Source organism: Streptomyces sp. NBC_01410 (assembly GCF_045040195.1).
GTDB lineage: Bacteria > Actinomycetota > Actinomycetes > Streptomycetales > Streptomycetaceae > Streptomyces.
Window position 1 is genome coordinate 6,237,100 of record NZ_CP109530.1, and the last position, 21,623, is coordinate 6,258,722.

The window sequence follows — 21,623 nt, forward strand, 5'->3', positions numbered from 1 at the left end:
GCCGGTGCGGCCCGGCTAACCTCCTGCTCATCACACATTCCGAGCAGGAGTTCACCATGGCCCAGGTCCAGCGCATGTCCCGTCTGATGGTCAAGACACTGCGCGACGACCCGGCGGACGCCGAGACGCTCAGCCACAAGCTGCTGGTGCGCGCAGGTTACGTCAGGCGCAACGCCGCCGGTATCTGGTCCTGGCTGCCGCTGGGCAAGAAGGTCCTGGAGAACGTCACGCGCGTGGTGCGCGAGGAGATGGACGCGATCGGCGCGCAGGAGGTGCTGCTGCCGGCGCTGCTGCCCAAGGAGCCCTACGAGGCGACGGGCCGCTGGGAGGAGTACGGCGCGGAGCTCTTCCGCCTCCACGACCGCAAGGGCGCGGACTACCTCCTCGGCCCGACGCACGAGGAGATCTTCACCCAGCTCGTCAAGGACCAGTGCACGTCCTACAAGGACCTGCCCGTGATCCTCTACCAGATCCAGACGAAGTACCGCGACGAGGCGCGTCCGCGTTCGGGCATCCTGCGCGGCCGCGAGTTCCAGATGAAGGACTCGTACTCCTTCGACACGAGCGACGAGGGCCTGGCCGAGTCGTACGCGCTGCACCGCGAGGCGTACATCAAGACCTTCCGGCGCCTCGGGCTCGAGCACCGCATCGTCTCGGCGGTCTCGGGCGCGATGGGCGGCTCGGCGTCGGAGGAGTTCCTGGCTCCGGCCGCGGCGGGCGAGGACACCTTCGTCTACTGCCCCTCCTGCGACTACGCCGCGAACACCGAGGCCGTGACCTTCGCGGCCGAGGCCGTCGACTCCGCCGGGCACGGTCCCGTCGAGGAGCTGGACACCCCCGACACCCCCACGATCGAGTCGCTCGCCGAGCACCTGGGCGTCCCTGCCTCGGCCACCCTCAAGAACCTCCTGGTCAAGGTCGACGGCGAGATCGTCGCGGTGGGCGTACCCGGCAACCGCGAGGTGGACCTGGGCAAGCTGTCGGACCACCTGGCCCCCGCGGAGGTCGAGCTGGTCACCGCTGAGGACTTCACGGGCCGCCCCGATCTCGTACGCGGCTATGTCGGCCCGCAGGGCCTGGAGAAGGTCCGCTACATCGCCGACCCGCGGGTCGCGCCCGGCACCGCGTGGATCACCGGCGCGAACAAGCCCGACACACACGCGCGCAATGTCGTCGCGGGCCGGGACTTCACGGTCGACGACTACCTCGACGTGGTCGTCGTCGAGGACGGCGACCCGTGCCCCAAGTGCGGGGCGGGGCTGAAGCTCGACCGCGCCATCGAGATCGGCCACATCTTCCAGCTGGGCCGCAAGTACGCCGACGCCTTCCAGCTCGACGTCCTCGGCCAGAACGGCAAGCCGGTCCGGGTGACCATGGGCTCGTACGGCATCGGCGTCTCCCGCGCGGTGGCGGCCCTGGCCGAGCAGACGGCCGACGACAAGGGCCTGTGCTGGCCGCGCGAGATCGCCCCGGCGGACGTCCACGTGGTCGCCGCGGGCAAGGCGCTCCAGACGGAGCTGGCCCTGGAGGTCGCGGACCAGCTGGCGGCGGCGGGCCTGCGGGTGCTCGTCGACGAGCGGCCGGGTGTCTCGCCGGGTGTGAAGTTCACCGACGCGGAGCTGATCGGCGTCCCGAAGATTGTGGTCGCGGGACGCCGTGCGTCGGAGGGCGTGGTGGAACTGAAGGACCGCCGGACGGGTGAGCGCGAGGAGCTGACGGTGGCGGAGGCGGTGTCGCGGCTGCGGGGGTAACGCCTGCGGCGGGCCTTGTCCCCTACCCGCCCCTTCCCGAACTGGGGGCAAGCCCCCAGACCCCCGTACGCCCTTGGGCGTGTCCTCAAACGCCGGCGGGGCTGGATTTGCGGCTGGGCCGCACATCCAGCCCCGCCGGCGTTTGAGGCGCGGGGGTCCGGGGGCGGAGCCCCTGGTTACGGGAAGGGGCGGGGTGGGGAACTACAACCAGTCCGCGAACTCCAGCGCCAGTTCCCCCTCCCGCCGCCGCCCCGCGGCAACCGCCCGCGTCCCCGACTCCACCGCCCGGAACAGCGTCCACCCCCGCAAGCGGTCCGCGTCCACCTCGAGAGAGTCCGCGAGCCTGTTCACCCTGCGGCGGGCCGCCGACGCACCCGCCGCGGAGGCGATCAGGTCCTCGACGCGGTCACGGACCAGCCGGGCCAGGTCGTAGGCGCGTTCTCCGACCAGCGGCTCGGGGCCGACCGCCAGCCAGGGGGTGCGGTCGGCTGCGAGGACCTTGCCCTGGCGGAAGTTGCCGTGCAGCAACAGGAGTTCGGGGGACAGGGCCGTGAGCTCGTCCCGCGCCGCGAGCGCCGCCGAGACCAGCCCGGCCGATCCCGCGGACGCCCGCATCGCCTCCGCCTGACGTGCCGTCCGTTCCGTGACCGTCTCGAAGTCGTGGTCCGCCGGCGGCTCGACCCACAGCCGCCGCACCGCCCCCGCCGCCTCCAGCAGCGCCTTCGCCTCCGGCAGGGACCGCAGCGAGACTTCCGGATGCAGCCTTTCGAGCAGCAGCGCGCCGTCCGCGGCGCCGAGGAGGCGGACCGCACCGAAGCCGTCCCAGTGCGCGAGCGCCGCCTGCTCCAGGGGCGGGGACGCGGAGGGCGGGGCGACCTTGAGCGCCGCGGCCGTGCCGTCGGGCCGGCGTACGAGAAGGACCAGACTGCTCCGGCCGCCGGGTGCCATCACCCGCTCGACGTCCAGCTCCCAGCGGTCCGCCGCCTCCTGGACGGTCTTGGGCAGCTGCCCGAGCCAGTCGTCACTCTCGCCAAGAGCCCGGACGAGCCGTAGTGGCGCTTCGAAAGCCATGCGTTCGTTGATCCTTTTCCCCTTCAGCCTGTTCGACTCCCGGACCGCTCGGCGAGCCCAGGAAAGGCTACGCCGCTGCCGCGCCAGCGCACCGCGCGGACGGCCGCCTCGCGCAGCGCGCCCGCGGCCTCCTGCCGCAGTGGTCCGCCCGCGGCCCGTACGAGGTCGGAGTAGACGTTGGCGACCCGGTCCTCCAGCACGGCGGCGAGCCGCAGGGCCGCGGCCGCGTCCGGGACCGGAAAGGGCAGCGCGTACGCGGCGGCCGACGCGGCGGGCTCGCCGCCCAGGTCTCGGGCCGTGCGGGCCAGCGCGTCACGGCGGGCCCGGTGCGCGGCGTAGGCGGCCTTCACCTCGGCCTCGCGGGCCTCGTCGATCCGGCCGCCGACGACCCCGTACCCGTACACCGCCGCGTGCTCGGCCGCGAGCGCGGCCTGTATGGCGTCAAGCGTGCTCATCGCGAGCCCCCCTTCGTCAGCAGGTACTCATGCGCGGCGCTCGCGGCCGCCACCGAGGCGAGCAGCCGCGCAAGCTCCGGCTCCGCGCCGAGGAGTGCGGCGGAGTACGCGTCGCCGGTGCGGCGCTCGGCCGCGGCCAGTGATCTGAGCGCGGCCGGGGCAGCGGCGGGAACCGGTACCGCCGGCGCCACCCGCGTCGTCCCGCCGAGCGCCGTGACATGCTCGGCGACCGCGGCCCGCAGGGCGGCCAACTGCCCTGACAGGGCCGGATGTTGCGCGATGACGGCGTCGTACTGGTCATGCAGCGCACCGCTTTCCGCGGCGAGCCGCCGCCGCAGCGTCGCCCGAGCGCGCGCCGGATCGGGAGCCGAGCCGGCGGCGCTCCGGCGCTCCGGCTCCTCGTTCGAACAGCCCGTCAACGCCGTGACCGCGACCGCACCCGTCGCGATGAGCGCGCGCCTGCGTGTCGTCGCCGTGCGCCCCACGCCTGTCTCCCTACGACCATTGATCATCGCCGCAGGCGAGCGTACCTGCGAGTCCGGCACAGGTGGACGGCAACACCCCTCGGAACCGGATACCCTTTGAGCTGACACGCGACGATCCCACAACAGCACACGCGGCCGAGGAGTCACCCGGATGAGCACCACCCAGAGCGAGAGGCTGCGCGGGCTGCTGGAACCGCTCGTCAGCGCCGCGGACCTGGATCTGGAAGAGATCGAGGTGTCCCGGGCGGGCAAGCGCCGCATGCTGAGGATCATCGTGGATTCCGACGAGGGCGCCACGCTGGACGCCTGTGCCGAGCTGAGCCGCGTCATCTCGCAGAAGCTCGACGAGACGGACGCGATGGGCGAGGGCGAGTACGTACTCGAAGTGAGCTCGCCCGGCGCCGACCGCCCGCTGACCGAACACCGCCACTACGTTCGCGCGACCGGCCGCCTTGTGAAGCTTCAGCTGCACGAGAGCGGCGATCTGGTGGCGCGCATCCTCACCGTGGACGACGAGGGACTCGACCTCGAGGTGCCGGGTGTGAAGGGGCGCAAGCCCACCTCCCGCCGGGTCACCTTCGCGGAGATCGCCAAGGCCCGCGTGGAGCTCGAGTTCAACCGCAAGGACAAGAAGGAAGAGGAGGCGTAGCCGTGGACATCGACGTAAAGCTCCTGAAGGGCTTGGCACAAGAGAAGGAGATCCCCTTCGACCTGCTGGTCGAGGCGATCGAGTCGGCCCTCCTCATCGCGTACCACCGCACCGAGGGCAGCCGCCGCCACGCCCGCGTCGTGCTGAGCCGGGACACCGGCCATGTGACGGTGTGGGCCAAGGAGGACGCTGCCGACCTCGAAGAGGGTCAGGAGCCCAAGGAGTTCGACGACACTCCCTCCGACTTCGGCCGGATCGCGGCCACCACCGCCCGCCAGGTCATCCAGCAGCGGCTGCGGGACGCCGAGAACGACGTCACCTTCGGTGAGTACGCCCGCCGTGAGGGCGATGTCGTCGCGGGCATGGTGCAGCAGGGCAAGGACCCCAAGAACGTCCTGGTCAGGCTCGACGACAAGCTTGAGGCCATCCTTCCGGTGCAGGAGCAGGTGCCGGGCGAGGAGTACACCCACGGCCTGCGCCTGCGTACGTACGTCGTGCGCGTCGCCAAGGGTGTGCGCGGTCCGTCCGTGACCCTGTCGCGCACCCACCCGAACCTGGTGAAGAAGCTCTTCGCGCTGGAGGTCCCGGAGATCGCGGACGGCAGCGTCGAGATCGCGGCGATCGCCCGCGAGGCCGGTCACCGCACCAAGATCGCTGTTCGCTCGACCCGCTCCGGCCTGAACCCGAAGGGTGCCTGTATCGGCCCGATGGGCAGCCGTGTGCGTAATGTCATGGCCGAGCTGCACGGCGAGAAGATCGACATCGTGGACTGGTCGGACGACCCGGCCGAGATGGTGGCGAACGCCCTCTCGCCGGCTCGCGTCAGCAAGGTGGAGGTCGTCGACCTCGGCGCCCGTTCCGCGCGGGTGACCGTGCCCGACTACCAGCTGTCGCTGGCGATCGGCAAGGAGGGGCAGAACGCCCGCCTGGCCGCCCGCCTTACGGGCTGGCGCATCGACATCCGTCCTGACACGGAGCAGAGCGGCGAGCAGGGTTCCGACCACCGCTCGGACCAGGGCTGAGGAATGCATCCGGTCGTGACGCCGTTGCGCTGACGGCGGGACCCGGCCGCGATCAAGACAACAACCGTTCGATTCTTGCCCCAAAGGGGTGAGGTCGGTGCGGGGAGGTAGACTGAAGGTGTCTGGCCGGACGCGTGCCCGCGTATGCCCTGAGCGAACCTGTGTGGGATGCCGGGAGCGGGCGGCCAAGAGCGATCTGCTGCGCATCGTGGTGACCGGAGACGCCTGCGTCCCCGATGATCGCGGTACGCTGCCCGGCCGGGGTGCATATGTACACCCCGCCTTGGTCTGTCTCGACCTGGCGGTTCGCCGCCGGGCGTTTCCACGGGCCTTCAGGGCCAAGGGACCGCTCGATACCGCCGACGTACGGCGGTATGTCGAGCAGGCAGCACCGTAAGAAGAGAACGGCACGGGACCCCGTGCGGTCAGGTACCTCGCGAGTTGGAAGTAGGTCGAGATTGCGATGAGCACTCGATGAGTACGCGATGAGTACGCCCATGAAGTAGCGACGGTCCGGCGGTAACCCGGACCTAAAAGGAGCGAAGTGGCTAAGGTCCGGGTATACGAACTCGCCAAGGAGTTCGGTGTGGAGAGCAAGGTCGTCATGGCCAAGCTCCAAGAACTCGGTGAATTCGTCCGTTCGGCGTCCTCGACGATCGAGGCGCCGGTTGTACGTAAATTGACTGACGCTTTGCAGGGACCCGGCGGCAACGCCGGCAAGTCCGCTGCCAAGCCCGGCGCGCCCCGCAAGGCCGCGCCCGCCAAGCCTGCTGCGCCGTCCCCGGCGTCGTCGGCCCGTCCCGCTGCCCCCAAGCCCGGCGTCCCGGCCCCCCAGCCGGCCGCAGCCGAGGCTCCGGCGAGCAGCGCCCCCTCAGTGGCCCCGGCTTCCCCGGGTCCGCGTCCGGGTCCCAAGCCCGCACCGGCCAAGCCCGCTCCGGCGGCTCCGGTGCCCGCGGCCGAGTTCTCGGCCCCGGCTCCGGCCCAGCCCGCCGCGCCGCAGGCCCCGCGTCCCGCGGGTGCCACTCCCGGCCCGCGTCCCGCCCGTCCGGCTCCGGCCGGCGGTCAGCGTGACGGCGGCCGTGATGGCGGCCGTGACGGTGGCCGTGGTGGCGAGCGTCCCGCACGTCCCGCCGGTCAGGGCGCCCCGCGTCCCGGCGGCCGCCCGTCCGGTCCCCGTCCGGGCAACAACCCCTTCACCTCGGGTGGCTCCACCGGTATGGCGCGCCCGCAGGCGCCCCGTCCGGGTGGTGCCCCGCGCCCCGGCGGCGGTCAGGACCGTCCCGGCGCCCCGCGTCCGCAGGGTGGTCCCGGCGGCGCTCCCCGGCCGCAGGGTCAGGGCGGCGCCCGTCCGTCCCCCGGCGGCATGCCGCGTCCGCAGGCTCCCCGCCCCGGTGGCGGCCCCGCGGGTAACCGCCCGAACCCGGGCATGATGCCGCAGCGTCCCGCTGCCAGCCCCCGTCCTGGTGGCGGTCCTGGTGGTGGCGGCGGCCGTGGCCCCGGTGGCGGCGGCGGTCGTCCCGGCGGTGCCGGTGGCGGTCGTCCCGGTGGTGGCGGCGGCGGTTTCGCCGGTCGTCCCGCCGGTCCCGGTGGCGGTCGTCCCGGTGGTGGCGGCGGCGGTTTCGCCGGTCGTCCCGGTGGCGGTGGCCCCGGTGGTGGCGGAGGCTTCGGTGGCGGCGGTGGCCGTCCCGGCTTCGGCGGTCGTCCGGGTGGTCCCGGCGGCCGTGGTGGCACGCAGGGCGCCTTCGGCCGTCCCGGCGGCCCGGCGCGTCGTGGCCGTAAGTCGAAGCGGCAGAGGCGCCAGGAGTACGAGGCCATGCAGGCCCCGTCGGTCGGCGGTGTGATGCTGCCTCGCGGCAACGGCGAGACCGTTCGCCTGTCGCGCGGTGCGTCCCTCACCGACTTCGCGGAGAAGATCAACGCCAACCCGGCGTCGCTCGTCGCCGTGATGATGAACCTCGGCGAAATGGTCACGGCCACGCAGTCGGTCTCCGACGAGACGCTGCAGCTGCTGGCCGACGAGATGAACTACACGGTTCAGATCGTCAGCCCCGAGGAGGAGGACCGCGAGCTTCTCGAGTCCTTCGACATCGAGTTCGGCGAGGACGAGGGCGGCGAGGAGATGCTCGTCTCCCGTCCGCCGGTCGTGACCGTCATGGGTCACGTCGACCACGGTAAGACCCGACTGCTGGACGCGATCCGCAAGACGAACGTCGTTGCGGGCGAGGCCGGCGGTATTACGCAGCACATCGGTGCGTACCAGGTCGGCACCGAGGTCAACGGTGAAGAGCGCAAGATCACCTTCATCGACACCCCGGGTCACGAGGCGTTCACCGCCATGCGTGCCCGTGGTGCCAAGTCCACCGACATCGCGATCCTCGTGGTGGCGGCGAACGACGGTGTGATGCCCCAGACGATCGAGGCGCTGAACCACGCCAAGGCGGCCGGCGTGCCGATCGTGGTCGCGGTCAACAAGATCGACGTCGAGGGCGCGGACCCGACCAAGGTGCGCGGTCAGCTGACCGAGTTCGGTCTGGTGGCCGAGGAGTACGGCGGCGACACCATGTTCGTCGACATCTCCGCCAAGCAGGGTCTGCACATCGACAGCCTGCTGGAGGCCGTGGTCCTGACCGCGGACGCTTCGCTCGACCTCCGGGCGAACGCCGAGATGGACGCGCAGGGTATTGCGATCGAGGCTCACCTCGACCGTGGCCGCGGTGCCGTCGCCACCGTGCTCGTCCAGCGCGGAACGCTCCGCGTCGGCGACACGATGGTCGCCGGTGACGCGTACGGCCGTGTCCGGGCGATGCTCGACGACAACGGCAACAACGTCGAGGAAGCGGGTCCGTCGACCCCCGTCCTGGTCCTGGGTCTCACCAACGTCCCCGGCGCCGGCGACAACTTCCTGGTCGTGGACGAGGACCGTACGGCCCGTCAGATCGCCGAGAAGCGTGCTGCGCGTGAGCGCAACGCCGCCTTCGCCAAGCGCACCCGCCGGGTGTCCCTCGAGGACCTCGACAAGGTGCTCAAGGCCGGTCTGGTGCAGGATCTCAACATCATCATCAAGGGCGACGCGTCCGGTTCGGTGGAGGCTCTCGAGTCCTCGCTGCTCCAGCTCGACGTCGGCGAAGAGGTCGAGATCCGCGTCCTGCACCGTGGTGTGGGTGCGGTCACCGAGTCCGACATCGACCTGGCGATGGGCTCCGACGCCATCGTCATCGGCTTCAACGTCCGTGCGGCCGGCCGTGCCGCGCAGATGGCGGAGCGCGAGGGCGTCGACGTCCGGTACTACTCGGTGATCTACCAGGCCATCGAGGAGATCGAGGCGGCCCTCAAGGGCATGCTCAAGCCGGAGTACGAAGAGGTCGAGCTCGGTACGGCGGAGATCCGCGAGGTCTTCCGCTCGTCCAAGCTGGGCAACATCGCGGGTGTTCTCATCCGTTCCGGCGAGGTCAAGCGCAACACCAAGGCCCGTCTCATCCGCGACGGCAAGGTCATCGCGGAGAGCCTCAACATCGAGGGTCTGCGCCGCTTCAAGGACGACGTCACAGAGATCCGCGAAGGCTTCGAGGGCGGTATCAACCTCGGAAACTTCAACGACATCAAGATCGACGACGTCATCGCGACGTACGAGATGCGTGAGAAGCCTCGCGGCTGATCGACACCTCTGACCGGGGCCGGTCGACGGGACGTATTTCCGTCGATCGGCCCCGGCCGTTGCGTGTACGGTTCTTGTGTCCCTGCCAAGTCGTTGGCGGGGCCGTCGAACCCGTACCGGCGGGACATCCGGACATACATGTATGTGGGGACACTGTCCTTCGATCTGCTTCTCGGCGACGTACGGTCGCTGAAGGAGAAGCGTTCCGTGATCCGCCCGATCGTGGCCGAGCTCCAGCGCAAATACGCGGTGAGCGCGGCGGAGACCGGCGGTCAGGATCTCCATCGCCGGGCCCAGATCGGCCTGGCCGTGGTGTCCGGGGAGACCGGGCACCTCACAGATGTACTCGACCGGTGCGAGCGCCTCGTCGCCGCCCGGCCCGAGGTGGAGCTGCTGTCGGTTCGACGCAGGCTCCACAGCGACGAAGACTGAATGAGCTGGGCACAGCAGGAAAAGGGAGAAGGACCAGTGGCCGACAACGCGCGGGCGAAAAAGCTGGCGGACCTCATCCGGGAGGTGGTCGCCGAGAAGATGCAGCGCGGCATCAAGGACCCGCGTCTGGGCACGCACGTGACCATCACGGACACCCGCGTCACCGGCGACCTGCGGGAGGCCACGGTCTTCTACACGGTCTATGGCGACGACGAGGACCGGGCGAGCGCGGCGGCCGGGCTGGAGAGCGCCAAGGGCGTCCTGCGGTCGGCGGTCGGAGCGGCGGCGGGGACGAAGTTCACGCCGACCCTGACCTTCGTCGCGGACGCCCTCCCGGAGAACGCCAAGACGATCGAGGACCTCCTCGACAAGGCACGGGCCTCCGACGCCAAGGTGCGCGAGGCGTCCTCGGGCGCGGCGTACGCGGGCGAGGCCGACCCGTACCGCAAGCCGGAGGATGACATTTCCGCCGCGGGTGGGGACGAAGCCTCCGAATGACGCAGCACAGCAAGACGCCGGACGGCCTTGTCATCGTCGACAAGCCGTCCGGCTTCACTTCGCACGACGTCGTCGCCAAGATGCGCGGGATCGCAAGGACCCGCCGCGTCGGGCATGCGGGGACGCTGGACCCCATGGCCACCGGTGTGCTGGTGCTGGGCGTCGAAAAGGCCACCAAACTTCTCGGTCACCTCGCGCTGACCGAGAAGGAGTACCTCGGCACCATCAGGCTGGGGCAGAACACCGTCACCGACGACGCCGAGGGCGAGATCACGTCCTCCACGGACGCCTCCAAGGTGACCAGGGACGCGATCGACGCGGGTGTGGCAGCGCTGAGCGGCGACATCATGCAGGTGCCGTCGAAGGTCAGCGCCATCAAGATCGACGGCAAGCGGTCGTACGCGCGCGTGCGCGGGGGAGAGGACTTCGAGATCCCCGCCCGTCCGGTGACCGTCTCGGCGTTCCGCGTCTACGACGTACGGGACGCCGAGGCCGAGGACGGGACTCCGGTCGTCGACCTGGTGGTCTCGGTCGTCTGCTCGTCCGGTACGTACATCCGCGCCCTCGCCCGTGACCTCGGCGCCGGTCTCGGTGTCGGCGGGCATCTCACGGCACTGCGGCGCACCCGGGTCGGTCCCTACGGCCTGGACGCGGCGAAGACGCTGGAGCAGCTCCAGGAGGAGCTGACCGTGATGCCGATCGCCGACGCTGCCGCTGCGGCGTTCGCCCGCTGGGACGTGGACGAGAAGCGCGCCAAGCTGCTCATCAACGGTGTACGGCTGGACATGCCCGCCTACGACACCGCGCCCGTGGCGGTCTTCGGGCCCGACGGCCGCTTCCTGGCACTGGTCGAGGAGCAGAAGGGCAAGGCCAAGAGCCTCGCCGTCTTCGGCTGAACGGGCCGGCCTGTGAGGTCCCATCGTGGAACGGGCAGTGCCACTGCCCGTTCCACGATCCCCCTCGCCCAAGGGTCTATCCGCCGGGCACCCGGGATTCACCCCATCGGGGCGGCGCTCGGAGTGAACCGCGGGTGTACTGGGGGGCGCGTTCAGTACGCGACCCTCGGCGAGTACGTCGGCCACAGACCTCGGCAGCCCGATGCCGATGCGAACCGACGGTCGCGGGCATGGCAGTCTTAGACCTGCGTAATCGGCAATGACGTACACAGGTTCGGGCGAGGAGCGGTCACAGTGCAGCGCTGGCGTGGCTTGGAGGACATCCCCCAGGACTGGGGACGCAGCGTCGTCACCATCGGCTCCTACGACGGTGTGCACCGCGGACACCAGCTGATCATCGGCCGGGCCGTGGCCCGCGCCCGCGAGCTCGGCGTGCCCTCCGTCGTCGTGACCTTCGACCCGCACCCCAGCGAGGTCGTCCGCCCCGGTAGCCACCCGCCGCTGCTCGCACCGCACCACCGGCGGGCCGAGCTGATGGCCGAGCTGGGCGTCGACGCGGCCCTCATCCTTCCCTTCACGACCGAATTCTCGAAGCTGTCGCCCGCGGACTTCATCGTGAAGGTGCTCGTCGACAAGCTGCACGCGCGGGCCGTCATCGAAGGCCCGAACTTCCGCTTCGGCCACAAGGCGGCGGGGAACGTCGGCTTCCTCGCCGAGCTGGGCACGACGTACGACTACGAGGTCGAGGTCGTCGACCTCTACGTCAGCGGCGCGGCGGGGGGCGGCGAGCCGTTCTCCTCGACCCTGACCCGCCGCCTCATCGCCGAGGGCGACGTCGAGGGAGCGGCCGAGATCCTGGGCCGCCCGCACCGCGTCGAGGGCGTGGTGGTGCGGGGCGCGCAGCGCGGCCGCGAGCTGGGCTACCCGACGGCGAACGTGGAAACGCTGCCGCACACGGCGATCCCGGCGGACGGGGTGTACGCGGGCTGGCTGACGGCGGACGGCGAAAAGATGCCGGCGGCGATCTCGGTCGGCACGAACCCGCAGTTCGACGGTACGGAGCGGACGGTGGAGGCTTACGCGATCGACCGGGTGGGGCTGGATCTGTACGGGCTGCATGTGGCGGTGGACTTCCTGGCGTATGTGAGGGGCCAGGAGAAGTTCGACTCGATCGATGCGCTGCTGGACGCGATTGCGGCGGACGTAAAGAAGTGCCGCGAGCTGACGGGCGCGGCGTAGGTTCCTCTCGGTCCGCCCGGCTGCTCGGACCTACCGCGGGGCGCGGCGGTTCGGGGTGCGGGTCACCTCGGCCAAGCCCGCGCCGGCGGCCCGCGGCGCGAAGCTGCCGCCGGCGGGGCAGTGGGGGCGTCAGCCTCCACATCCCACCCGGGCCAGCACATGCGGCCCGCGGCGCGAAGCTCGCGCTTCGGGTGTGGGGCGTCAGCCCCAGGTGAACCTCCCCCGGGGGCCTGGGGGCGAAGCCCCCAGTTTCGGGAAGGGGCGGGGTGGGGGACACAACCCCCTCACGCCAAGTGGCACGCCACCCCCGCCCCACTCCCCAGCACCCCCACCTCCCCCGTCCTGCACCTCTCCGCCACCCCCGCCCTCTCCGCTTCCCCCGACGCCAGCACCTGGCAGCGCGCGTGGAAGCGGCAGCCGGGCGGGATGCGGGACGGGTCGGGGGGTTCGCCCGTGAGGATGACCGGGGGGACGTCCGATTCCGGGAGGACTGAGAGCAGGGCCCGGGTGTAGGGGTGGCGGGGTGACGTCAGGACCTCCTCGACCGTGCCCGACTCCACGATCCGGCCCAGGTACATCACCGCGACCCGGTCCGCGATGTTCCACGCGAGACCGAGGTCGTGGGTCACCACGAGTGCGGACAGGCCCAGTTCGTCCCGCAGGCGCAGCAGGAGCGCGAGGATTTCGCCGCGTACGGACGCGTCCAGTGAGGCCACCGGCTCGTCCGCGACGATCAGTTCGGGCTCCAGGACCAGCGCGCCCGCGATGACGACGCGCTGGCGCTGGCCGCCGGAGAGCTCGTGCGGGTAGCGGAGGAAGAAGCGTTCGGGGGGACGCAGGCCCGCGCGCGAGAGGGCCCGGGAGACCGCCGCGTGCTCGTCGCCCGTGTACCCGTGGATCCGCAGGCCCTCGGCCACCGCGTCGTACACCGTGTGCCGCGGGTTGAGCGAGCCGCTCGGGTCCTGGAGGACGAGCTGCACGCGCTTGCGGTACGCCTTGAGCGCGCGCGAGCCGTAGCCGAGCGGCACGCCGCCGAAGGTGACCCGCCCCGACGTCGGCGCCACGAGGCCGAGCAGCGAGCGCGCCAGCGTCGTCTTGCCGCAGCCGGACTCGCCGACCAGGGCCACGATCTCGCCCGCGCCGATGTCGAGGTCGACCCCGTCGACGGCACGGGCGGACGGGCCGCCGCGGCGCCCGGGGAAGGTGACATGCAGACCGGCGGCCGAGAGGAGGGGGGTGGGCAGGGTGGTCACAGTGCCTTCTCCGTCCGTACGGGCGCGCCCACATGCACGCATGCCGCCAGGTGCCCCTCGCCCGCCGCGACCAGGGTCTGGTCCTCGTGGGCGCAGGCGTCGACCGCGACCGGGCAGCGCGGGTGGAACGTACAACCGCCCGGCAGCGCGGAGGGATCGGGCGGATCGCCCGGCAGACCGCGTGGCGCCCGGCGGGACGCGGCGTCGCCGATGCGCGGGAAGGCAGCGGACAGGGCCCGCCCGTACGGGTGCGAGGCCGCGCCGTACACCGCCCGCGCCGGGCCCTCCTCGACGATCCGGCCCGCGTACATCACCGCCAGCCGGTCGCAGGTGTCCGCGAGCACGGCCAGATCGTGGCTGATCATCAGCAGGCTGATGTCCTGCTCGGCGACCAGTTGCTCGATCAGCCGCAGGATCTGCGCCTGGATCATGACGTCGAGGGCGGTCGTCGGCTCGTCGGCCACGATCAGCCGCGGTTCGCAGGCGAGCGCCATCGCGATCATCACGCGCTGGCGCTGGCCGCCGGACAGTTCGTGCGGATACGCGTCCGCGCGGGCGACCGGCAGTCCGACCTGCGCCAGCAGTTCGCGGACGCGTCTCTTCGCCTCGGCCTGTGTGGTCCTGTGGTGCAGCACAATCGGCTCGGCGATCTGGTCGCCGATCCGGTGCACCGCGTTGAGCGAGTGCATCGCGCCCTGGAAGACGATCGACGCACCGGCCCAGCGCACGGCCCGCAGCCGCCCCCACTTCATGGTGAGGACGTCCTCCCCGTCGAGGAGGATCTCGCCGCTCAGGTGCGCGGAGGCGGGCAGCAGACGCAGCAGCGCCAGCGCCACGGTGGACTTGCCGCAGCCGGACTCGCCCGCGATGCCCAGCTTCTGCCCGGCGGCCACGCTCAGATCGACACCGCGTACGGCGGGGACCGCCCGGGCCCCCGAACCGTAGGTCACCTGAAGGTCTTTGACTTCGAGCAGGCGCTGCGCCGTCATCGAGCCACCCCCAGCTTCGGGTTGAGGACGGCCTCGATCGCCCGCCCGCACAGCGTGAACGCGAGCGCCACCAGCGCGATCGCGATCCCGGGCGGCGCCAGATACCACCAGTGGCCGGACGAGACCGCGCCCGCCTCCCGTGCGTCCTGGAGCATGCCGCCCCAGGAGACCACGGCCGGATCGCCGAGCCCGAGGAACGCCAGCGTCGCCTCCGTAAGGATCGCGGTCGAGATGCCCAGCGTCGTCTGGGCGAGGACGAGCGGCATGACGTTCGGCAGTACATGGCGGGTCATGACGTGGCTGTGGCCGCCGCCGAGTGCCCTCGCGCGTTCGATGTACGGACGCGATTCGACCGCGATCGTCTGCGCCCGCACCAGCCGGGCGGTGGTCGGCCAGCTGGTGACGCCGATCGCCAGGATCACCGTCCACACGCTCCGGGACATCACGGTCGCCAGGACGATCGCCAGCACCAGCGTCGGCATCACCAGGAACCAGTCCGTGACCCGCATGAGGACCGTCGAGAACCAGCCACCGTAATGCCCGGCGATGATGCCCACGAGCGTGCCGATGGCCACCGACAGGGAGGCCGCGAGCAGCCCGACGGTGAGGGAAATCCGCGCGCCCCACACCAGCAGCCCGAGCAACGAACGCCCGAACTGATCTGTGCCGAGCGGGAATTGACTGCTCGGCGGCTCCATCGCGGTGCCGGGCGCGTTGGTCACGCTCTGCACGTCGCTGCCGACGAGCAGCGGCGCGGCGAGCGCGATCAGGGCGATGACGGCGAGCCCGCCGAGGCCGAAGAGCCCCGCCCGGTGGGTGCGGTACGCGTGCCAGAAGCGGGCCGCCGAATCGCGGCGCCGCGTCCACGTGAGAGCTGTGGCGGTCGTCATCGGCCCACCCGGGGATCGAGCAGCGGATAGAGCAGGTCGGCGAGCAGGTTCATCAGGATCATCGCCCCCGCGAAGACCACGAACAGGCCCTGGACGAGCGGCAGATCGGGCACACTCAGCGCCTGGTAGAACAGCCCGCCGAGCCCCGGCCAGGAGAACACCGTCTCCACCAGGATCGAACCGGCCGCCACATGGCCCAGGTTGATGAAGACCATGGTGACGGTGGGCAGCAGTGCGTTGGGGACGGCATGCCTGCGGCGTACCGCGTCGTCCCGCAGCCCCTTTGCCCGCGCCGTCGTCAGATAGTCGCTTCCCATCTCGTCCAGCAGCGAGGAGCGCATCACCAGCAGCGTCTGCGCGTATCCGACCGCGACCAGGGTGATCACCGGCAGCACCATGTGGTGGGCCACGTCGACGGCGTACGCGAAACCGGTCGCGTCGCCCGACTCCATGCCGCCGGTCGGGAACAGACCGGGGATCGGGCCCACCCCCACCGAGAAGGTGATGATCAGGAGCAGTCCGAGCCAGAAGGACGGAACGGACCACAGGGTCAGCGCCACACCCGTGTTGAGCCGGTCGCCGGTGCTGCCGTGGCGCCAGGCCGAGCGGGTGCCGAGCCAGAGCCCGATCGCCGAGTAGATCACCACGGCGACGCCGGTGAGCAGGAGCGTCGCTGGCAGCTTCTGCGTGATCAGCTCCCCGACGGGCGCGTGGAACTGGTACGACCTGCCGAGATCGCCGGTCAGCGCCTTGCCGCAGTAGTCCGTGAACTGCTGCCACACCGGCTGGTCGAGGCCGAACTGGCGGCGCAGCGCGGCCAGTTGCTCGGCGGACGTCGGCGCGCCGTGCGTCATGGCCTTCACCGGGTCGCCGGGGATGATCCGGAAGAGGAAGAAGCTGGTGACGAGGACGGCGAGCAGCGAGACGGCCGCGCCGCCCAGCTTGCCTGCCACATAGCGGATGTACGCGCGGGTGCTGCCGCTCGTGGCACGGGCCTCGGGGGCCCGGGCCACGGCGGCAGTGCCCGTCGCGCCGGTCGTGCTCGTGGTGCTCATCGGCTACTCACGGTCTTCCGCGGTGGAACGGCGGCGCATCACGACGAGGAACCCAGCTGCGGCGGCGAGGACCACGACCGCACCGATGCTGATCACGATGCCCGTGGAGGAGCCGCTGCCGGAGCCGCCGTCACCGGCCGCCGGCTCGGCCGACCACCAGCTCCAGTAACCGTCCTGGCCCCAGAGATTGCCCCCGGCCTCCGGCATCGTGGTGATGGACCTGATCTGGTCGGTCCGGTACGCCTCGACGGCGTTCGGATACGCGAGGACATTCATGTAGCCCGTGTCGTACAGCCGCGACTGCATCTGCTTGACCAGCGCGGTCCGCTTGGCGGTGTCGTACTCCGCGGTCTGCTGCGCGTACAGCCCGTCGAACGGCTGATCGCAGATGAAGTTGTCCGTCGCGCCGGTGTCCTTGGGCGTGGCCGGGAGCGCGGAGCACGTGTGGATGGACAGGACGAAGTCCGGGTCCGGGTTGACCGACCAGCCGTCGAAGGCCAGGTCGTAATCGCCCTTGATCCAGGGGTCGGAGACATTGTCCAGACAGTCGACCTTGAGCCCGACGCCGAGCTCGCCCCACCACTCCTGCAGATACTTGCCGACCGCCTTGTCGTTGGGGTCGGTGGAGTGGCAGAGAATGCGCAGATCGAGCGGCTTGCCGTCCTTGCCGACGCGCTTGCCGCCGCTGTTCTTCCGGTAGCCCGCCCGATCGAGGAGGGCTGCCGCCTTCGCCGGGTCGTAGGCGATCTTCTGGCTCGCTCCGGGCTTCCAGAAGTACGCGCCGAAGCGCGGCGGGATGTAGCCCTCGCCCTCCACGGCATGGCCCTGGAAGACCTTGTCGACGAGCGTCCTGCGGTCGGTGGCATGGAACAGGGCCTTGCGCACTGCCGGTTCGAGCAGTGCCTTGTGGCCGCTGCCGAAGGTCTTGCCGTCCTTGGACCTGGCTCCCGGATTGGTGGCGAGGGCGAAGAAGCGGCGGCCCGGAGCGTCGTTGACCTTGATGTTCCTGTTGCGCCCCAGGGCGGTGGCCTGGGCGGGGGTGAGACCCTGGACGAAGGAGACCTCGCCCTTCTGGAGCGCGGCGACGGCCGCGTCACCGTCCTTGTAGTACTTGAGTACCAGCTCGTCGAACTTGGGCGCGCCGCGCCAGAAGTCCTTGTTGGGCTTGAGCTTGACGAACTGGTCGACCTTGAAGTCGGTGATGACGAAGGGGCCGTTGCCGACGATCGGGAACTGCTTGTCGTTGTTGAACTTCGAGAAGTCGCCGACCTTCTCCCAGATGTGCTTGGGCACGATCGGGACATCCAGCGCCAGCATGGTGGCCTGCGGCTTCTTCAGCTCGATGACCAGGGTCTCGGGGTCCGCAGCCGTGACCTTCCTGAAGTTGGCGGTGAAGCTGCCGTTGGCGGTGGCGGCATCCGGGTCCGTCATCATCTTGTTGAAGGTCCAGGCGGCGTCCTCGGCGGTCGCCTGCTGTCCGTCGGACCACGAGGAGTCCTTACGGATGGTGTACGTCCACGTCAGCTTGTTCGGGGACGTCTTCCACTCCGTGGCGAGACCGGGGATCGGGTGCGCGTCCTTGACGTCGTAGTTCGTCAGGTACTCGTACGCCAGCCGGTGGACGCTGGTGCTGACCAGCTTCTGCGCGAGGAACGGGCTGAGCGAGTCCACGCTCTGCGAGACGGCGACGGTGAGGACCTTCTTGCCACCGTCGTTCTTGCCACCGTCGTCGGCGGCCCCGGCTGGAGGGGTCGCCGAACCGGCCAGCAGTATGGCGGCGCCGGAGGCCAGCAGCAATCGGATGCGGGGCGCATTCTTATTGACCATGAGACGGGGACCTCGCGTCGTCACTCGCTCGGAAAGGCGGCTTGATGCCTGGCTCGCCAGCTGGTGAAGCGAAGGTTTATCAGCGGTGGCCGAGTCGAGTCAACGGTCCGTCAGATGTCGTCTGGGCTGCGGGAATGCGCTGAGGGCCCGCACCGTCGGGACGGTGCGGGCCCTCATTGGTCGAGACCTCTGCTGCGCTACTGCTGAGGGGCTGGCGGTGCCTGCGGAGGCTGCTGCTGAGGCCATCCGGCGGGCGGCACGGGCCCCTGGAGATCCTGCTGTCCAGGACCACCCGACTGGCCCTGCTGTCCGGGCGGGCCGGGGTGCCCGGGCTGTCCGGGCTGTCCGGGCGGCGGTCCGGCCGGGCTCGCGGGGGACTGGGCCTGGGAGGGGTACGACTGCTGCCAGCCCTGCGGCGGGTAGGGCTGCTGGGGCGGCTGCTGGCCCGGGTACGGCTGCGGCGGCTGAGCCTGCGGGTAGGGACCCTGCGGGTAGGGCTGCTGGCCTCCGTACGGCGGCTGCGGCTGCCCTTGCGGCTGGTGGGGCTGGGGCTGGTGAGGCAGTGGCTGGTTGGGCTGCTGAGGGGGGTACGGCTGTCCGGGCATCGGCTGGCCCGGTACCTGCTGGCCCGGTACCTGCTGCTGGCCCGGCATCGGCGGGGCCAGGTGCGGCGGCGGGTTGCCGTCCGCCGTCCACAGCCCTTGCTGCTGCTGGGCGCGTACGAAGTCCTCGGCGATCAGGGCCGAGAGGTTGAAGTACGCCTCACGGGTCTTGGGCCGCATCATGTCGAGGTCGACCTCGGCACCGGCCGCAAGGTGCTCGTCGAAGGGCACCACGATCACACCGCGGCAGCGCGTCTGGAAGTGCTGCACGATGTCGTCGACCTTGATCGTCTTGCCCGTCTCGCGGACTCCGGAGATGACCGTGAGGGACCGCTGCACCAGGTCCGCGTACCCGTGCGCCGACAGCCAGTCCAGAGTCGTCGACGCACTGCTCGCGCCGTCCACGGACGGGGTCGAGATGATGATCAACTGGTCGGCCAGATCCAGCACTCCGCGCATCGCGCTGTAGAGCAGGCCGGTGCCGGAGTCGGTGAGGATGATCGGGTACTGCTTGCCCAGCACGTCGATCGCGCGCCGGTAGTCCTCGTCGTTGAAGGTCGTGGAGACGGCAGGGTCCACGTCGTTGGCGATGATCTCCAGTCCGGAGGGCGCCTGCGAGGTGAACCGGCGGATGTCCATGTACGAGTTGAGGTACGGGATCGCCTGCACCAGGTCCCGGATGGTCGCCCCGGTCTCACGGCGCACGCGACGGCCGAGCGTACCCGCGTCGGGGTTGGCGTCGATCGCCAGGATCTTGTCCTGCCGCTCGGTGGCCAGGGTCGAGCCCAGCGCGGTGGTCGTCGTGGTCTTGCCGACACCGCCCTTGAGGCTGATGACCGCGATCCGGTAGCAGGACAGCACCGGCGTACGGATGAGTTCGAGCTTGCGCTGGCGCTCGGCCTCCTCCTTCTTGCCGCCGATCTTGAACCGGGCGGAGGGGCCGGGGTTACGGCTGCTCTTGGCTTTCTGCTTGTTGTTGCGCAGGAGGCGGTCGGAGGACAGCTCGACGGCCGCGGTGTACCCGAGAGGCGCACCCGGCACGGAACGCTCACGCTGGTCGTGCGTGACCGGCGTGGGCCAGGCGGCACCTGCACGCGGATCGGAGGGCCCGACCGGCGGCTGGGGCTGGGGCTGGCCCTGGGGGTGAGGCTGGGGCTGCGCCTGTGGGTGGGACTGCGGGTGGGCCTGCTGCGCGGGGAGATGGGGCGTGGCGGGCGCGGGCAGATTCGGCGTTTGCGGTGCCTGGGGCTGGGGTGCCTGCGGCATGTGGGGCGGCAGCGGTACGGGCGCGTTCGCGCCGGGCTGCTGGCCGGGCTGCGGGAACCCGTAACCGCCCTGCGGGCCCTGGGTGTTGGGGCCGGGAACGGCGGGCGGCAGCGGCGCTGCGGGCGCGGGCTGTGCGGGCTGCCCGGGCTGCGGGAAGCCGTAACCGCTCTGCTGTGCGGGCTGCTGTCCGGGCTGGGGGAAGCCGTAACCGCTCTGCTGTGCGGGCTGTCCGGCCGGGCCCGGCTGGCCCGCGTGGCTCGGCTGTCCGGGCTGGGGGAAGCCATAGCCGCCCTGCGGAGCCGCGGACTGCTCGGCGGTCTGCGGAGACACGGGCCACTGCGGCGCCGAGGTCGGCGCGGCCGGCTGGAAGGCGGGCGGCAGGGGCAGCGGCGGCTCGCCGCCCTGCACCTGCGCGGGCGGCACGGGCGCCCAGGGCTGGGCGGGCGCAGGCGCGGGCGGTGCGTCCTGGGGCTCGCCGACCACGGCGGGCACGGAGTCCTGCGGCACCGCGTCTTGCGGCACGGCGTCTTGCGGTACCGCGTCTTGCGGCACGGAGTCGGCAGGCTCCTCGGCCGCACCCTCAGAGGCGTCTTCGTCACGAGGCTCGTCGGCCTCGGCTTCGGCCTCGTCGTCACTGTCGACGACTTCCGCGGCAGGCGCCTCTTCCGCGTCCGCATCCGCAACCGTAGCCGCGGTCACGGCGGGTGAGCCCGCGGCGTCCGCCTCAGGCTCACCGGAAACCTCCGGGGCGCTCTCCGGGGCCGGTTCGGGAGCAGCCTCGGCCTCCTTGGCCGCGGCCCGCTCCTCCATCTCACGCTTCAGAGCGGCCGGGGAGAACCGCATGGTCGCCCCGCTCTCCAGATCGCCGCCGCCGAAGGGCTGCGGCGCGGGCTCGGGGGCCGCCTGGGCGACGGGAGCCGGAGCGGGCGCCGCGGGAGGCGTCTGCTGCACGGGAAGTACGGGCGCAGGCGCAGGAGCAGGTGCCTGCTGTATTGGCGCAGGCGCAGGCGCAGGCGCAGGCGATGGCGCGGGCGCGGGTGCCGGGACCTGCGCCGGGGGAGGCGTAGGCGTCGGCGCCCAGTTCGGCTCGAAGCCACTGCCCGCCGGCAGCCCGGGCACGGCCACAGGCGCCCCGTTCGGCGGCGGGGGAGGCGGCGTCTGCCCCGCGCCCCCGCCCGACGTGTCGCCCGCGTTCTGCGTGTACCAGGCCGGCGGGGTGTAGTCGATGGTGAACTCACCCGTCAGCTCGGCGGGCTCCGCGTCGGACTGATCATCGACGGGAATGTTCCAGCCCCCGTGGATCTCGTCCCGATCGCCGTTCACTTTGCCTCCTGGTGTGGTCGAGCACCCTTGTGCCGTCGTGGGTGGGGGCGACCTCTTCGTCCGATCGGCCCGGCTCTCCCCCTGTGGACGCGGCCACCATGCCCGCAGGTTCTCCTGCCGCGTCATGTCCCACCCTAATCGTCAACAACGCCCGACCGGCAGGCCCGACCGCCCGTCGTCCACTGTCCCGTACGTCACGCCGCGCCCCCAAGTGAGCCGGGTGCGGCGGAGGGCAAGGAAGCCGACAGGTCAAATCGGTACAACT

Annotated in this window: 18 protein-coding genes; 9 read left to right on the forward strand and 9 right to left on the reverse strand. The window is 71.1% G+C overall.

Going from position 1 to position 21,623, the window contains the following annotated elements; translation table 11 throughout:
• The first annotated feature begins 56 nt into the window (after positions 1–56).
• The gene (locus OG741_RS28815) at positions 57–1,751 is read left to right on the forward strand and encodes a proline--tRNA ligase (RefSeq protein ID WP_361903332.1); all 1,695 of its coding nucleotides are present in this window, start codon (positions 57–59) and stop codon (positions 1,749–1,751) included.
• Between the two features lie 201 nt (positions 1,752–1,952).
• On the opposite strand, the gene OG741_RS28820 is transcribed toward OG741_RS28815, so the two are convergent.
• The 3 genes from OG741_RS28820 to OG741_RS28830 are packed head-to-tail and all read right to left on the reverse strand — an operon-like array spanning position 1,953 to position 3,762.
• Complete coding sequence (locus tag OG741_RS28820; RefSeq protein WP_405602678.1) at positions 1,953–2,822, reverse strand: aminoglycoside phosphotransferase family protein; 870 nt, start codon at positions 2,820–2,822, stop codon at positions 1,953–1,955.
• 23 nt (positions 2,823–2,845) lie between these two features.
• Positions 2,846–3,277 (reverse strand): ferritin-like domain-containing protein, encoded by a 432-nt coding sequence (locus OG741_RS28825; RefSeq protein ID WP_405602680.1) that lies wholly within the window; start codon positions 3,275–3,277, stop codon positions 2,846–2,848.
• Positions 3,274–3,762, reverse strand: coding sequence for a hypothetical protein (locus OG741_RS28830; protein ID WP_405602682.1), 489 nt, complete (start codon positions 3,760–3,762; stop codon positions 3,274–3,276). Before OG741_RS28830 ends, OG741_RS28825 begins: the two co-directional genes overlap by 4 nt.
• Positions 3,763–3,913: 151 nt before the next feature.
• Here OG741_RS28830 and rimP point away from each other — a divergent pair, with 151 nt between their 5' ends.
• The 8 genes from rimP to OG741_RS28870 all read left to right on the forward strand — a co-directional run bounded on the left by rimP (position 3,914) and on the right by OG741_RS28870 (position 12,153).
• On the forward strand, positions 3,914–4,411 hold the full coding sequence (rimP, locus tag OG741_RS28835) for a ribosome maturation factor RimP (protein ID WP_405602683.1): 498 nt from the start codon (positions 3,914–3,916) through the stop codon (positions 4,409–4,411).
• A 2-nt stretch (positions 4,412–4,413) separates the two neighbouring features.
• Positions 4,414–5,433, forward strand: coding sequence for a transcription termination factor NusA (nusA, locus tag OG741_RS28840; RefSeq protein WP_405602685.1), 1,020 nt, complete (start codon positions 4,414–4,416; stop codon positions 5,431–5,433).
• Positions 5,434–5,551: 118 nt separating this feature from the next.
• Complete coding sequence (locus tag OG741_RS28845) at positions 5,552–5,830, forward strand: YlxR family protein (protein ID WP_405602688.1); 279 nt, start codon at positions 5,552–5,554, stop codon at positions 5,828–5,830.
• 147 nt (positions 5,831–5,977) lie between these two features.
• Positions 5,978–9,088 (forward strand): translation initiation factor IF-2, encoded by a 3,111-nt coding sequence (gene infB, locus OG741_RS28850; protein ID WP_405602690.1) that lies wholly within the window; start codon positions 5,978–5,980, stop codon positions 9,086–9,088.
• A 138-nt stretch (positions 9,089–9,226) separates the two neighbouring features.
• Positions 9,227–9,520 carry a DUF503 domain-containing protein gene (locus OG741_RS28855; RefSeq protein WP_266488968.1) on the forward strand — a complete coding sequence of 98 codons (294 nt, stop codon included), beginning with the start codon at positions 9,227–9,229 and terminating at the stop codon, positions 9,518–9,520.
• Positions 9,521–9,556: 36 nt separating this feature from the next.
• Positions 9,557–10,018 (forward strand): 30S ribosome-binding factor RbfA, encoded by a 462-nt coding sequence (gene rbfA, locus OG741_RS28860; protein ID WP_266488970.1) that lies wholly within the window; start codon positions 9,557–9,559, stop codon positions 10,016–10,018.
• On the forward strand, positions 10,015–10,914 hold the full coding sequence (gene truB, locus OG741_RS28865; protein ID WP_405602694.1) for a tRNA pseudouridine(55) synthase TruB: 900 nt from the start codon (positions 10,015–10,017) through the stop codon (positions 10,912–10,914). The genes rbfA and truB overlap by 4 nt, the downstream gene beginning before the upstream one ends.
• A 294-nt stretch (positions 10,915–11,208) precedes the next feature.
• Complete coding sequence (locus OG741_RS28870; RefSeq protein ID WP_405602697.1) at positions 11,209–12,153, forward strand: bifunctional riboflavin kinase/FAD synthetase; 945 nt, start codon at positions 11,209–11,211, stop codon at positions 12,151–12,153.
• 284 nt (positions 12,154–12,437) lie between these two features.
• On the opposite strand, the gene OG741_RS28875 is transcribed toward OG741_RS28870, so the two are convergent.
• The 6 genes from OG741_RS28875 to OG741_RS28900 form a co-directional block, all read right to left on the reverse strand.
• Complete coding sequence (locus OG741_RS28875; protein ID WP_405602699.1) at positions 12,438–13,448, reverse strand: ABC transporter ATP-binding protein; 1,011 nt, start codon at positions 13,446–13,448, stop codon at positions 12,438–12,440.
• Positions 13,403–14,395: an ABC transporter ATP-binding protein gene (locus OG741_RS28880; RefSeq protein ID WP_405602701.1), complete on the reverse strand. Its 993-nt coding sequence runs from the start codon at positions 14,393–14,395 to the stop codon at positions 13,403–13,405. The genes OG741_RS28875 and OG741_RS28880 overlap by 46 nt, the downstream gene beginning before the upstream one ends.
• Entirely contained in the window at positions 14,392–15,285 is an 894-nt protein-coding gene (locus tag OG741_RS28885; RefSeq protein ID WP_405602704.1) for an ABC transporter permease, read from the reverse strand. The genes OG741_RS28880 and OG741_RS28885 overlap by 4 nt, the downstream gene beginning before the upstream one ends.
• Positions 15,282–16,340 (reverse strand): ABC transporter permease, encoded by a 1,059-nt coding sequence (locus OG741_RS28890; RefSeq protein ID WP_405602705.1) that lies wholly within the window; start codon positions 16,338–16,340, stop codon positions 15,282–15,284. Before OG741_RS28890 ends, OG741_RS28885 begins: the two co-directional genes overlap by 4 nt.
• A gap of 3 nt (positions 16,341–16,343) precedes the next feature.
• Positions 16,344–18,167, reverse strand: coding sequence for an ABC transporter substrate-binding protein (locus OG741_RS28895; protein ID WP_405602707.1), 1,824 nt, complete (start codon positions 18,165–18,167; stop codon positions 16,344–16,346).
• 197 nt (positions 18,168–18,364) lie between these two features.
• The gene (locus OG741_RS28900; RefSeq protein WP_405602708.1) at positions 18,365–21,358 is read right to left on the reverse strand and encodes an SCO5717 family growth-regulating ATPase; all 2,994 of its coding nucleotides are present in this window, start codon (positions 21,356–21,358) and stop codon (positions 18,365–18,367) included.
• Between the last annotated feature and the right edge of the window lie 265 nt (positions 21,359–21,623).